The 13,182-nt window shown below is 63.1% G+C and carries 11 protein-coding genes and 1 riboswitch; of the genes, 6 read left to right on the top strand and 5 right to left on the bottom strand.

The window, feature by feature from the left end; translation table 11 throughout:
* Positions 1-42: 42 nt before the first annotated feature.
* Complete coding sequence (locus ACFPN2_RS11035) at positions 43-2,706, bottom strand: glycosyltransferase (RefSeq protein ID WP_380596655.1); 2,664 nt, start codon at positions 2,704-2,706, stop codon at positions 43-45.
* Between the two features lie 139 nt (positions 2,707-2,845).
* Here ACFPN2_RS11035 and ACFPN2_RS11030 point away from each other — a divergent pair, with 139 nt between their 5' ends.
* From ACFPN2_RS11030 to ACFPN2_RS11010, 5 genes are all read left to right on the top strand, one after another.
* Positions 2,846-3,520, top strand: a complete 675-nt coding sequence (locus ACFPN2_RS11030) for an outer membrane beta-barrel protein (RefSeq protein ID WP_380596654.1) — start codon at positions 2,846-2,848, stop codon at positions 3,518-3,520.
* A gap of 25 nt (positions 3,521-3,545) precedes the next feature.
* Positions 3,546-4,235, top strand: a complete 690-nt coding sequence (locus ACFPN2_RS11025; protein WP_380596653.1) for an ABC transporter ATP-binding protein — start codon at positions 3,546-3,548, stop codon at positions 4,233-4,235.
* Positions 4,232-6,772, top strand: coding sequence for an FtsX-like permease family protein (locus tag ACFPN2_RS11020; protein WP_380596652.1), 2,541 nt, complete (start codon positions 4,232-4,234; stop codon positions 6,770-6,772). The genes ACFPN2_RS11025 and ACFPN2_RS11020 overlap by 4 nt, the downstream gene beginning before the upstream one ends.
* The gene (locus ACFPN2_RS11015; RefSeq protein ID WP_380596651.1) at positions 6,772-7,929 is read left to right on the top strand and encodes a lipocalin-like domain-containing protein; all 1,158 of its coding nucleotides are present in this window, start codon (positions 6,772-6,774) and stop codon (positions 7,927-7,929) included. The genes ACFPN2_RS11020 and ACFPN2_RS11015 overlap by 1 nt, the downstream gene beginning before the upstream one ends.
* 94 nt (positions 7,930-8,023) lie before the next feature.
* Positions 8,024-8,380 (top strand): hypothetical protein, encoded by a 357-nt coding sequence (locus ACFPN2_RS11010; RefSeq protein ID WP_380596650.1) that lies wholly within the window; start codon positions 8,024-8,026, stop codon positions 8,378-8,380.
* Positions 8,381-8,433: 53 nt separating this feature from the next.
* Here the strand turns inward: ACFPN2_RS11010 and rraA are convergent, their stop codons facing one another.
* The 4 genes from rraA to ACFPN2_RS10990 form a co-directional block, all read right to left on the bottom strand.
* On the bottom strand, positions 8,434-8,916 hold the full coding sequence (gene rraA, locus ACFPN2_RS11005) for a ribonuclease E activity regulator RraA (protein ID WP_380596649.1): 483 nt from the start codon (positions 8,914-8,916) through the stop codon (positions 8,434-8,436).
* 57 nt (positions 8,917-8,973) lie between these two features.
* Positions 8,974-11,124, bottom strand: a complete 2,151-nt coding sequence (locus ACFPN2_RS11000; RefSeq protein WP_380596648.1) for a hypothetical protein — start codon at positions 11,122-11,124, stop codon at positions 8,974-8,976.
* Between the two features lie 178 nt (positions 11,125-11,302).
* Positions 11,303-11,389, bottom strand: a riboswitch (cyclic di-GMP riboswitch).
* A 152-nt stretch (positions 11,390-11,541) separates the two neighbouring features.
* Positions 11,542-11,877, bottom strand: coding sequence for a hypothetical protein (locus tag ACFPN2_RS10995; RefSeq protein ID WP_116807049.1), 336 nt, complete (start codon positions 11,875-11,877; stop codon positions 11,542-11,544).
* Between the two features lie 267 nt (positions 11,878-12,144).
* The gene (locus tag ACFPN2_RS10990) at positions 12,145-12,444 is read right to left on the bottom strand and encodes a hypothetical protein (protein WP_129781435.1); all 300 of its coding nucleotides are present in this window, start codon (positions 12,442-12,444) and stop codon (positions 12,145-12,147) included.
* A 184-nt stretch (positions 12,445-12,628) separates the two neighbouring features.
* Here ACFPN2_RS10990 and ACFPN2_RS10985 point away from each other — a divergent pair, with 184 nt between their 5' ends.
* Positions 12,629-13,018 carry a hypothetical protein gene (locus ACFPN2_RS10985; RefSeq protein ID WP_380596647.1) on the top strand — a complete coding sequence of 130 codons (390 nt, stop codon included), beginning with the start codon at positions 12,629-12,631 and terminating at the stop codon, positions 13,016-13,018.
* Positions 13,019-13,182 lie beyond the last annotated feature (164 nt).

Raw genomic sequence — 13,182 nt, 5'->3', positions numbered from 1 at the left:
GGCCTGCGCGGCGACAAGGCGTTGATTTCGCGCTTTCAGGAACTAGTCAGCGGAATCCTGGGCACGAAATGGCGGCGTGGCTGGTATGCCGGTGCTCATCGGCGGCGCGCCCAGCCAGCGCGCCGGTAACGACAGGGCGCTGACCAGTGACATAAGCAGGGCGGCGGCGTGGGGAATTGCCTGAATCAGCAATACCGCGACCCACAGTGACACGTCCGGCGCTTTCAACTCTTCAGGAATACCGACGACCAGACCGGGAGCAATCGTGTATTGACCGGTCAGGCCCACGGCCGCGAGCACCAGAATCAGCAGCCACGCCGTCTCGGCGCGGGCGGCGGCGAAGCCTTCGATCAATGCGTGAGGTTGTTTGTCTTTGGGGGTGCGGTAGAAAGGTTCCCGACGGGTCAGCAACCCTTTGACGACAGCGACACTGACCACATGGGACAACGCCAGTCCCGCCAGAGCGGCGGCCAGTGTCTGACGAATGTTTGCACCGACGCGCGATGAATAAAGATGCGCCAGCTTGGCGAGCTTGAATGCGAACAGCGCGAGCGGCAGCACCGAGAACATCATCAGCGGCGGATCGAAGCGGTGCGGAGCGAAGATCATTGCCGCCGACCAGGTCACGGCGAACACGTTGAAGATCAGGTTCAGCCCGTCCATCAACCAGGGCAGCCAGCCCGCGATGAAGTGATAGCGCTGGCCTTTGGTGAGTCGCTTGTCGGAGCTCAACAAAACATCCGCATGCGCCCGCAGGATTTGCACCGCGCCGTACGCCCAGCGGAAGCGTTGTTTCTTATAGTCGGTGAAGGTTTCTGGCATGAGTCCGCGCCCATACGTCACGGGCAGGTACTGCGCTTCGTAACCGTGCTCGAACAAGCGCAATCCCAACTCGGCATCCTCGGTGATGCACCACTCCGCCCAGCCTTTCACGCTCTTCAATGCCGAGTGCCGGACCAATGTCATCGTGCCGTGTTGAATGATGGCGTTGCGCTCGTTGCGCACGACCATGCCGATATGAAAGAAGCCGCGATACTCGGCGTAACACATGGCCTTGAATGCATTCTCTTCGGCGTCCCGATAGTCCTGCGGTGATTGCACGATCGCGAGCTTTTCGTCGGCGAACGCGGGCACCAGCGTGCGCAGCCAATGCGGTTCCACTTTGTAATCGCTATCGATCACAGCGACGACGCGAACATCCGCGGCCGTTCGCTCGAGCGCGAAGTTCAGCGCGCCGGCCTTGAATCCCTTGAGCGGTGCGACGTGATAGAACTTGAAGCGCTCGCCAAGTTGCTGGCAATGCCGTTGCACCGGTTGCCACACGTCAGGGTCGGGCGTGTTGTTGTCGACGACAATGACTTCGAAGTCCGGATAGTCGAGCCGCGCCAGCGCGTCGAGCGTCTCGATCAGCATTTCCGGCGGCTCGTTATAAGCGGGCACATGGATCGACACCTTGGGCAGCACCGGCGTGCCGAGCGCCGACAAATCGAACGGCCGCTGACGTGTTTTGCCCCAACGCGCCTCGGCCCATTCCAGTGCTTCCGTGATCAGAACCGCGATCACACCGAGCATTCCCAAAATCAGCAAGGTGCCGATCAACACGCTGGTGATGGTGAGATAACGCCGCGAATAGTCATAAATGATCCAGACCATCGTCGTCGCCACGCCGTACACGACGACCGCTAGCAAGCTGCGACCCCGCGTGCCGAGCGCGAGACTGTGCACGTAGAGCATGCCGAGAATGAGCGTGGAAATCGCGACCGAGACCGCGGCGAGCGTTTGCCATTGAGGAATGCGGACGATGGGCTCGACGAAAGCGAACTTCGGCTGACGGCGCACATCGTAGATGCCCCAGTACGCGCCGACGCCGCCTTCATAACGCGTCTTCCACGGCTGATCGAACGCTTCCATCAAGTAATAGATGTAGCCCTCGTGCCGGGCGCGCTCCAGGAACCGGCGTAGAAACATTGCCTGATTGCTCGTCGAGGCAACGGCGCCTTCACGGGTGCGACCGTCGGAAGGCCAACCGACTTCGGCGATCACGAGCGGCTTGCCTGGATACGCGCGGCGCAACTGCTCCATGTTCGAGACCAAATAATCGATGGCGCGATTGACGGGGATGCCTTCCCAATAAGGCAGCAGATGCACGGCCAGATAGTCGACGTGCTCGACCAGCTCGGGATGTTTCAACCAGACGTGCCACGGCTCCGCGGTGCTGACCGGTTGCTTGACCGCCTCGCGAACGCGATCGAGTTGCTCGGCCAATTGCGTAACTGTGAGATCGCCACGCAGGATGGCTTCATTGCCGATCACCAGGCGGATCACGTTCGGATGCCGGTTGGCCAGCTCAATAGCGGCGGCCACTTCCTGATCGTTGGTGGCGAGATTGCGATCGAGCCAGGCGCCGAGCGTCACCTTCAACTCGTAGCGAGCCGCGAGCTCGGGAATCCTGCCCAGGCTCTTCAGTGTGGAATACGAACGAACGGCGGTAACTTTGCCCGCCAACAATTGCAGGTCGCTATCGATCTGTTGCTCGGTCGGCAGCACCTGCACGACCGGATCCTGGCCCGCCTGAAACGGCGAGAACGCCATGCCCTGCACGCGCGCCGGCCAGGGCGGCTCGGCGGTCGGCCGGTTCACATAGGCCCACAGGCCGAACGTGAGCGCCGCGAACACGGCGGCAACCAGAAAGGCCGACCACTTCATTGTGACTCGATTGCGGGCGTGGGGGCGAATAGCGTGGTTGAGGGCAACGTTCAGGCAACGAACCTGCGACATGTTAACTTAGCCGGCGCGACGCTCGGGCCGAAGTCGGCCGGCTCGCATCCGAAGGAGTCTTTAGGCTATGCATTGGCACATTGGTAAGTGGTTCTTTCCACGACGATTTTCCACGCGCAGCTGGCTGGGCGCCGCGCTCGGTGTGAGCTTGCTGGCGGCTTCGGCCACGGCGTCCGCGCAGGGGCCGACGCCGGACTACGCGAGTTGGGAGTTCACCCCTTTCTACGGATACATGGGCGGCGGCTCGTTCGAAGACACGACCACCGGCCTGGATCGCGATCTGGATGAGGACAACAGCTTCGGTTTGATCGTGGATGCGGCCGCCGATGAATGGCGGCATTACGAGTTCATGTACGTCAAGCAGGGCACCTCCATCGAAGGCACCACGCCGATGGATCTGGACGTGGAGTATTTGCAGATCGGCGGCACAGTCAGCTATCAGGACGCGCAGACGGTCATTCCCTACTTCGGCATGACCATCGGCGCGGCGCGCTTGAGCCCGAGCGGCGCGGGGATGAGTGACGAGACCCGCTTTGCGCTCTCGGCGGGCGGTGGATTCAAGGTGCCGCTCAGCAAGCATTTCGCCGTGCGCTTCGATGCTCGCGCGTTCCTCACGCTGCTCGATACCAAGGGCAACATTTTCTGCGCGTCCGATAGCAGCGGCGGCACTTGCGCGATTCGCGCCAAGTCCGATTCGTTCCTGCAGTACCAGGCGGCACTCGGCGTCACGTACGGCTTCTGATCGCGAGGACTGATCAGCGCTCGCGATGCTGCAGGTCGAGAACATCAGCAAATCCTTCGGAGGAACGCCGCCGCGACGAGTGCTCGGCGGCGTTTCGTTACAGCTTGCGCCGGGCGAGTACGTTGCCGTCATGGGCGAGTCCGGCACCGGCAAATCCACGCTGCTCAATCTGATCGCCGGGCTCGATACGCCCGATGCCGGCCGCATTTCGCTCGATGGTCAGGACATCGGCGCGCTCGATGACGATGCGCGCACGCGCCTGCGTCGGGCGCGCATGGGCTTCGTGTTTCAGGCGTTTCATTTGTTGCCGCACTTGAGTGTCGAGAGGAACGTCGCGTTGCCGTTGGCGCTCAACGGTCAGCGGGGGCGTGAAGTCACCGATCGCGTGCGCGAGTTGTTGGATGCCGTCGGTATGTTGGAACGTGCGAACGCGTCGCCGTCGCAACTTTCTGGCGGCGAAATGCAGCGTGTCGCTGTCGCACGCGCGTTGGCGCATCGGCCGGCGTTGGTGCTGGCGGACGAGCCCACGGGCAACCTCGATGCGGAGTCCGCCGCTGAAGTGCTCGAGCTGCTGGCCGCGCAACTCAAACGTGACAATGCGGCCGGCATTCTGGTCACGCACTCGGAGCTGGCGGCGGCGACCACCGACCGCGTCTTGCAACTTTCCCGGCAAGGATTGGCGCCGCGCGCCGCAGCTCTTTCACTGCAATCGTGATTGCGCCGCTGCTCATCGAGGCGGCGATCACCGGGCCCATGCGGCGCTCGCCCGGGCGCACCTTACTTGCGGTGCTCGCCATTGCGCTCGGCGTGGCGCTTGGGCTGGCCATCTATCTGATCAATCGTTCGGCGGCCGATGAGATTTCATTGGCGGCGCGCAGCTTGTATGGACTGGCCGATCTTGCGGTCGAGGGCGGGGCGGCGGGGTTCGATGAGAATTTGTATCCGCGGGTGGCTCGCATTCCCGGCGTCGCTGTGGCGAGTCCGGTCGTGGAGGTCGACGCCCGGATCGTGGGCGTTCGTCAGCCGTTGACCTTGTTGGGCGTGGATGGCTTTCGGTCGCGATTGTTACAACCTGCGTTTGCTGCCACGGTGGCTGGCAGTGGCTCCGATGAGGATAGGTCCGCTGGCGGCGATGAGGAGAGCGCCGACGATCGCTCGATCTTGTTGAGCGCGAGTGCTGCTCGTGAGTTGCAGCTGGAGCGCGGTGACTCCATCGAATTCCAGGTGGGCGTGAAACGCGAACGTTTGCGTGTGTCCGGGGTGCTGCCACCCGCAGCGCTGCAGGACTTCGGCGGCGTTGTGGATATCGCGACGGCTCAGTGGGTGTTTGAACGGCTGGGCACGTTGTCGCGGATCAATCTGCGCCTCGCGACCGGGTCGAGTCCTGAGCAAGTGAAGTCGGCGCTCTCGGACATGTTGCCTCCTTCCGTTCGCGTCACGACGCCGGGTGAAGCAACCGACGACGCCTTGCGGTTATCGCGTGCGTATCGTTCCAATCTCACGGCGCTGGCATTGGTGGCGTTGTTCACCGGCGGCTTCTTTGTTTACTCGACCCAGTCACTGGCCGCGCTCCGTCGTCGTCGCGAGTTCGCGGTCATGCACGCGATTGGGGTCACGCGTAAAGAGCAATTGCTCTTGATGCTTTCTGGCAGCGTGATCGTTGGTGTGCTCGGGGCGGCCTTCGGCATTGTGCTCGGTGTGATGATTGCGCGGATCGGGTTGAGCGCGCTGGGGGCGGATCTAGGCGCCGGATACTTTCGCGGGCTCGCGCCGGGATTGAATGTTCATATCGCCGAAGTCGCGGTGTTCTCGTTGCTTGGCATCGGTGTGGCGGTTGCCGGCGCGTTGCGGCCGGCGCTCGATGCTGCTCGCGTTCCGACAGCCAGTGCGCTGAAGGCCGGCGATATCACCAGCGGTGAGATCCGGTCGCATCGCTGGACGGTGCTGACGCTCGTGGTGCTGGCGGCGATCACGGTGAGTCTGCCGCCGATTGCGGGGCTGCCGTTGCCGGGGTTCGTCGCCATCGCGCTGTTCCTCATTGGCTGTGTGGTCGCGATGCCTTCGGTGGTGCGCTTCGTGCTTCGTCATGCACCGCGTTGGCGGCGTCTTCCGTACGAGATCGCCATCGCGCAGATCGCGGGTACGGCGCGATACGCGACGCTGAGTGTGTCCTCCATTATCGTGAGTTTCAGCTTGATGGCGTCGATGGCCATCATGGTCACGTCGTTCCGGGACTCGCTCGATCAGTGGACGCAGAAAGTGCTGCCGGCGGATTTGTATGTGCGCGTCGGCTATGTGGGGCAGTCGTCGTATCTGGATGAGTCGTTGGCGCAAGCGATGGCGCGAGTGCCGGGCGTCGAGCATGTGGAGTACAACCGTCTCGCTCGAGTGCAACTGTCGGCCGATCGGCCGGCGCTCACGTTGATCGCACGTTCCATGAATCGCGATCATCCCGATAAAACGTTGTGGATGATGGGCACGGCGAGCAATGACGTTCCGAGCGGCGCGGTGCCGGTGTGGGTCAGCGAGGCGGCGTCGGATTTGTTCGCGATCAAGGCCGGCGATGAGATCAAGTTCGATCTCGCGGGCAGGACAGTTGCGGCGTCCGTGCGAGGCGTGTGGCGCGATTATGAGCATCAGAACGGCGCCATCGTTATCGGGCGCGATGACTACATCGCCTTCACGGGCGACCGCGTGGTCAACACGGTTTGGTTCTGGCTCGATCGCGGAGCGGAGATCAGCAAGGTCGGCACTGCCATTCGCGATTTGATGCCGCCGGGCACGGATTACGACCTGCGGACACCCGGCGAGGTGCGCAAGTTGTCGCTCGCGGCGTTCGATCGAACGTTTGCTATTACCTATTTGCTGGAACTGGTGGCGGTGACGATCGGTTTGTTCGGCATTGCCGCCGGCATCAGCGCTCAAGTGCTGGCCCGGCGCAGCGAGTTTGGCGCGCTCAGGCACCTCGGGTTCACGCGCGGGCAGGTGGCGACGATGCTGGCCATCGAAGGCTCGGTGCTCGGGGCGCTGGGCGTGATCGTCGGGTTGATCGCGGGCACGGTCATCAGTTTGATTTTGATCTATGTCGTGAACCGGCAGTCGTTTCACTGGAGCATGGATTTGAGCGCGCCGGTGGGATTGCTGTCGGCACTCAGTGCGGCGCTCATCGGCGCGGCGGCGTTGATCGCCGTCGTGAGCGGCCGCCAGGCGATGGGTGGCGAAGTCGTGCGCGCGGTCAGGGAGGATTGGTGATGCGCCAGGCATTCGGTCGGAATGTCGTCTGCGTGCAAGGTGGCCACGCGCCTTGGCGAGACGTGTCGCGCGTGCTGGCGCGATTCGCTGCGCGTATATGCATGTCGCTGGCGGTTGTGTTCTTCGTGACTGCGGGCGCTCGCGCCGACGTTAAATATCCGGCCGTGGTCCCGGGTTATGAACTCGAGTTCCCGCGCGACGAAGGCAGTCACCCTCAGTTCAAGACCGAGTGGTGGTATGTCACCGGCTGGCTCGACGGCGCGGGCGACACACCGGTCGGGTTCCAGTTGACGTTCTTTCGTTCCCGCACCGGCATCGACGACGACAATCCCTCGCGCTTCGCCTTGCGCCAGGTCTTGTTCGGTCATCTTGCTATCAGCGATCCGAAGCGCGGCACGCTGTTACATCACGAGAAGTCCGCCCGCGCCGGCTTCGGGTTGGCCGATGCGGCGGAAGGATCGCTCGATGTTTACATCGATGACTGGCAGCTGCGCCGTGACGGCGACACATACATCGCGGTTGCCAAGGGCGACGACTTGCAGCTCGACTTGAAGCTGCAGCCCAAGGCGCCGCCGTTGCTTCAAGGCGATCGCGGCTTCAGTCAAAAAGGCCCGAGCCCAAGCTCGGCCAGCTATTACTACAGCCTGCCGCAACTCGCCGTCACCGGACGATTGGTCGTCGATGGCAAGGATCGAGCCGTGCGTGGCGTCGCCTGGTTCGATCACGAGTGGTCCGGCGCCATCGTGGACGCGCGTGCGCAGGGCTGGGATTGGGTCGGCCTCAATCTCGACGACGGCGGCGCATTGATGATGTTCCAAATGCGCGACGTTCAAGGCGGCGCACTGTGGGCCGCCGCCAAGTCGCGTGCCGCCGGTGCTAACGAAGGTGTTTCATATAAACCCGAAGCGGTGAAATGGAAGCCAGTGCGCGATTGGCGCTCGCCTCGCACGGGTGTTCGCTATCCGGTCGAGTGGCAAGTCACGGTCGGCGATCGGGTCATCACATTGAAGCCCCTGATGGACGACCAGGAAAACGACGCCAGCGGCAGCACCGGTACGATCTATTGGGAAGGTGCCGTCCGCGCATTCGAGGGCGACAAGCCCATCGGTCGCGGCTATCTGGAAATGACAGGTTATGCAAAGAAAATGCGGCTGTAGCCGAAAAGTGGCTCGCGACTGATCTAGATCAAAGGGTGGGCCGCGCCGCTCATCAATACTCACTCCGTCATCAAAGTGCATACGGAGGTATCCGATGAGTATCCACAAGCCCCTGGCCGTCGTGAGCCTGGCGATCCTGGCCTCGACCCCGTTCCTGGCTCAGGCCAGCCCGCTTCACAAAGCGACTGACGCCTGCGTCTCGGCATTCGTCGACACGTATCTGCCCAACGCCAAGAAGGTCCGCATTCGCGTGGTCGATGGCGCAGCCAGCCCGCTCGATTATTTCCCGAAACAATTCACGATCGCGCTGAGCGCTTACACGCGCAGCGGTCAGGAAGTGGCCACCGCTCGTTGCGTGGCGAGTAACAAAGGCCAGGTGATCGTGCTCGACAATCCACCGCCTGCGGAATATGTGGCGAGCGCGGATTTCGTCGTTGGATTGAAGCGGTGAGCTCGCGCTAGTCGGGGCGGCGACTGAGTGCCGCCCCGAGCTATCGATGATCGTTATTTGACCAGCGCGCGGCGAGCGACGATGACGCCGTCTTCGTCGGCGTACAGCCAGTCGCCGGGGCGGAAGGTCACGCCGCCGAAGCGGACGACGATGTCGCGCTGACCTTCGCCGCGCTTGTCGGTCTTCATCGGATGCGTGCCGAGCGCTTTGACGCCGATGGGCATATCGGCGAGGGCGGCGGAGTCACGGACGCAGCCGTACACGACGATGCCGGCCCAGCCGTTGTCGACCGCTTTCTGGGCGAGCATGTCGCCGACCACAGCACGGCGCATGGAGCCACCGGCGTCGATGACGAGCACGCGGCCGTTGCCGGCTTCAGCGGTCAGCTCGCGAACCAGGGAATTGTCTTCGAAGCACTTGATGGTGGCGATCGGGCCGCCGAACTGGATCTGGCCGCCGAAGTCGCCGAACAGCGGCTCGCAAATGTCCAGCTCGTCGCTGAATTGATCGCAAAGATCGGCGGTTCTGATATCCACGGCTCGGCCTCGTCAGGAAAGAGACGGAGCAGTTTGCCGCAGACGCGCGGGGCGGCGCTATTTCTTCTTGCCTAGCAGCCGCGACAGCAGCGAGCCGTTCTGCGGCAGCTTGCGAACGCCGCTCTCCGACAACTCGACTTCGCGCGCCTCTTCCATCAACTCATCGGCCAGGCTGCGCTTGAGTTGCTTGTGCTTGCCGGTATTGCCGGAGCGTGTCGGCTCGGAGCGCTTGATGGCGGGAGCGGCGGACTTGGCGGCGACTTTGCTATCCAGCGCTTTATGAACGCCGGTGGAATTCAGCTTGAAGGCGCCGGTGGCGTTGGGCTTGAACGCACCCGTCGCGCCGGGCTTGAACGTGCCGGTGGCGGAGTTCAGCGAGCCCGTGGCGTTCGGGCGGAACGCGCCGGTGGCATTGGGACGGAACGCTCCGGTGGCCGACGGATCGACTTCCATGGTGACTGTTGGCACCACCGGCGCGCGATTGGCGCGGGCGTTATTGAGCTCGACGACGTTGTTCTTCGGCTCTTCCGGCTCGGCGCGACGCGGCTGAGGCGCATCCTTGAAGCGGGCCTGCTCGGCGACGCTGATGCGCAGGACCGAAGGCGACGCGAAGAACGTCTTGAGATAGCCGGTGACCGCTTCGGCCGACACGGCTTCTTTGAAGAAACCGAGGCGCAGCGAGTGCACGATCTTGCCGCTGCCGGCGGTCGCGACGGAATACAAACGATAGGCCTCGAAAATATCGAGGTGCGGCAGGATGTCCAGATTCACCGGCTGCTCGGACGCCGCGAGCTGAATCGCAAACCACTTTTCCTGCGCGGCATCGCTCATCTCTTCGTTGGTCAGCGCGCGGATGGTCTGCGTGCTGTCGAGATTCGGATGCGCGTTCGAAGCGTCGCGAACCAGCGCAGGCGGCACTTGCTTCGGAATCGGCGGAGCGGCCTTGTTGGTCACCGGAGGAGCAACAGGCTTCGCAGGTGGCTCGTTCTTCTTTGCAGCCGGCGGCGGCGATGCTGGCTTCGCGGCAGCGGGCGCAGGCTTCGGCGCAGGAGCAGCGGGTTTAGCCGCAGCGGCTTTGTTTGTTACAGCGGGCGCGGGCTGCGGAGCGGGCGCGGCGGCCTTGGCCGGCGGTTCGTCATAGAGGTCGAGCTCGAACGCATCGACTTCTTCGATGTTAAGGCCTTTGCCGACGTGATACGGCTCGTTCGATCCGTTCGACTTCTGCGCAGCGGCGGGCGTCGGTTCAGGATCGGAGAAAGTCAGCGCAGGCACGCGCACGCTCGCGGCTGTATCCAGCTTTGGCGGGATGGTGGCGGGCGCGGGCGGAGTCACAGGCTTGCTTGCGACCGGCGCAGGCGCGGCGGCCGGAGGCGTGGTCTTGATCTTCAGCTTGCTGGTGTCGAGTGCGGCGAACTTGCCGCTCAACAAACCGACAGCGAGCGGTTCTTTCGACGGAGCAGGCGTCGGAGCAGGAGTGGGATCGTCGTTCCAGCTCATCTCATCGAGGCCAATGGCTTCAGTGAGCGCTTTGATCTTCGGCAACGACGCTGACGTGACTGCGGCCTTGGTCTCTTCGTCCGGCTCCCAAGTCATCTCGACGATTTCGTCGGTCGGCGCTTTGGCAGCGGGCTTTGCAGGTTGAGCGGGCTTCGCTGCAACAGGTTTCGCAGCGACCGCGGGCTTGGCGGCAACTTGCGCGGGCGGCGCGACGACGGGCGCGGGCGCAGCCTTGGGAGCGGGAGCTGCAGCGACAGGAGCGGGCGCGGCCTTCGGGGCAGGAGCAGGAGCAGCGGCAACGGGAGCCGGCGGCGGCGTGTTGACTACAGCAACAGTCGGACGCGGCGCAGGCGCAGGCGTCGCAGCCGGCAAATAGCCACGAGCGAAACGACGATCTTCATCGCTCAGGCTGGTCGTGAATGCGGTTGGATATTGCTGACGAACGACAGTGAGCACACGTTCGGCATGCGCTTCGTTGGTGAAGAAGCCGAGGCGCAGACGATGCCGCGTGCGTCCATCCTCGACACGCGCGACCTGATAAAGCTTGTAATTCTCGAGGCCGGGAATGTTACGGCCCGTCGTCGACACCGGCGCGATCGACGCGCACAGGTTGATGACAAACAGCTGCGTGCCGCTCCCTGAGCTCTGGGAGACGAGCGCCGGCTGTGAGCTTTCCGGCTCGACATAGACCTTGCTGGTGTTGTCTTCCACGTTTCTTCCCCGACCCGTTGCGCCGCTGAACACCGCCCGCTTGCGGTGGACGCGCTTCAAGCTGAACGGAACATCATTTCGGCGGGGAAGTGAGCGCGCGTATGCGCATCGCGCTCGTTCACGGCAGTTTCGCTGTTATCTTTTGTGGCGAAACCGTTGCCGCATTATGTCGCGGCCCCGTGGCAACCCCGCTGTCTTAGGAAATGAATCCGTTAGACCGGAAGCTTTGCGTCCTCGCCTTTCGGCGAGTTTGCCCAGTAAATCTAGCAATCGTCTTGGAACGATTCGATCATCGGCACCGCGTCGGCATAAGTCAAGCGTTATGGTCGCTTTCAGCAGACAAGGGGATTGGCGACAAGTGACCTGCTGCCATCGCCTTGAGGTTATGTCTCATTTAGCGGTTTTTCAGGTTCAAAATCAGACCGCCATGCGCGTCCACGCTTCTTTGCTCGCGCTCGCCGGCTCACCCGCCATGATGCGTGGCGCGAGCTGAGAAACGATATGAACCTGCGCCGCGTCGGACAGACCGAGTGCACGCAGCGCGCCTTCCAATCCCTCGATGAGCTGACGACGCTCGTTCTCCGTCGGGCAGCTGTCGCGCGCGAGCGCGGCGAGCTCGTCGCCCACGCTCTCCAGGGTTTCCGCGATCGAGGGCGCGAACTCGCTCAAGTCACCGCGCAGTCGCGCGGCGAAGCGAAACGAGTTGTACGCGCACACGTAGGCGCGATGTCTGAGCTTCAAGTTCTTCAACATTCCCACCGCATCGGTCTCCCGCAGAAGCCACGCGGGCGAAAGTGTGAAGGGCGACACGAATCGGGCGGTGTGCGCTGGATCGCAAAACGCCCTCGCATTCGCGCGTTGTATTTACGCCGCATTACGGATCAAGCACGTACGCGCAAAGTATTTTTTGCTGCGAAAATTTCACGCGCCCGCCGTTGACAATCGACCACAGTCATGATGCTGGGCATGTGGCGAAAATTTCGCCACGAGGGAAAGGGGGCGAGCGTGCGGCCGCGCTACTTACGCGCGGCCAACGTTACGGTCCGTGGGTGAATGGAAATATTCGCTTTCTTCGGCGAACTGGCGCATCAGCTTGCGCAGCTCCTCGATCCGGCCCTCGGCGGTGCTGATCGGCTGACATTCTTCGCATTCGGGATCCGAACAGGGTTGTCGCGAGTACAACCAGTACTGGACGGCACCCGCCAGCAGACCGTCGGCAATGTCCCAGATGTCGGCCTTGTCATCCGTGTCGGCGATCCGGTTGCCCAGATCGACGGCCTTGCCGAAGGCTTCGCTGAAGGGGTTGTCGGTTTCCTGCATGGGCGTCACTCGGGCGCGAACCGCCCGTTGCTCTCATTGAAGATGGCCCCATTGTAACGACGTTGTGCCCCCTGACGAAGACTGTCACCGCCTTGAAGATGCGAGCGCCGGCTGGTCTACTGTCATAAAGCACCGAGGCTTACACCCGTCCGTCGCAAGCGGGCGAATTCATTAGAGGTTTCACATGGCCGAAGAACGCAATCAAGACCCGCAGATGGACGCCGAAGGGCTCTACCAGGAGGAAAATTTCACCGATCGGCGGGTCGGTGCGATTCGTCGCCTGTCCCCGGTGCGCGCCGATGGCTCGGCCGATCCCGGCCGGCCGGTGCTGTACATCGGCCAGGCCGAGATCATGACCAACATGGGCCCGGTGCCGATCAGCTTCGAGATCGAGGGCCAGACGCTGGCGGACGCCGTGGTCGGCTTCGCGCCGGCCGCTCAGGCGGCCATCGAGCGCACCGTGCAGCAGATCCAGGAGATGCGCCGTCAACAGGCCTCGCAGCTCGTGGTTCCGCAGGGCCCGATGCCCGGCATCACCGGTGGCCGCGGCGGCGGCAAGATCCAGATGCCTTGACGATCGATCCTCATGATGGGGCCCGCGCCCCATCATCGTGCGTGGGGCCCGCCCGCCGGGCCTCGCGTTGGTGCGTCCCGCCTCGAACTGCTCACGATTCACGCATAACCAGCGCCTTCCGCCGCTGGCACGCTTTTCGCTCCTTCGCCTGACACCTAGCTCGA

Source organism: Steroidobacter flavus, assembly GCF_042651805.1.
GTDB classification, from domain to species: domain Bacteria; phylum Pseudomonadota; class Gammaproteobacteria; order Steroidobacterales; family Steroidobacteraceae; genus Steroidobacter; species Steroidobacter flavus.
This window is presented reverse-complemented; position numbering and strand designations above follow the sequence as displayed.

Coding starts and splice junctions, on each gene's coding strand:
- ACFPN2_RS11035 (WP_380596655.1), bottom strand. CDS start 2,706: ATGAAGTGGTCGGCCTTTCTGGTTGCCGCCGTGTTCGCGGCGCTCACG.
- ACFPN2_RS11030 (WP_380596654.1), top strand. CDS start 2,846: ATGCATTGGCACATTGGTAAGTGGTTCTTTCCACGACGATTTTCCACG.
- ACFPN2_RS11025 (WP_380596653.1), top strand. CDS start 3,546: ATGCTGCAGGTCGAGAACATCAGCAAATCCTTCGGAGGAACGCCGCCG.
- ACFPN2_RS11015 (WP_380596651.1), top strand. CDS start 6,772: ATGCGCCAGGCATTCGGTCGGAATGTCGTCTGCGTGCAAGGTGGCCAC.
- ACFPN2_RS11010 (WP_380596650.1), top strand. CDS start 8,024: ATGAGTATCCACAAGCCCCTGGCCGTCGTGAGCCTGGCGATCCTGGCC.
- ACFPN2_RS10995 (WP_116807049.1), bottom strand. CDS start 11,877: ATGTTGAAGAACTTGAAGCTCAGACATCGCGCCTACGTGTGCGCGTAC.
- ACFPN2_RS10990 (WP_129781435.1), bottom strand. CDS start 12,444: ATGCAGGAAACCGACAACCCCTTCAGCGAAGCCTTCGGCAAGGCCGTC.
- ACFPN2_RS10985 (WP_380596647.1), top strand. CDS start 12,629: ATGGCCGAAGAACGCAATCAAGACCCGCAGATGGACGCCGAAGGGCTC.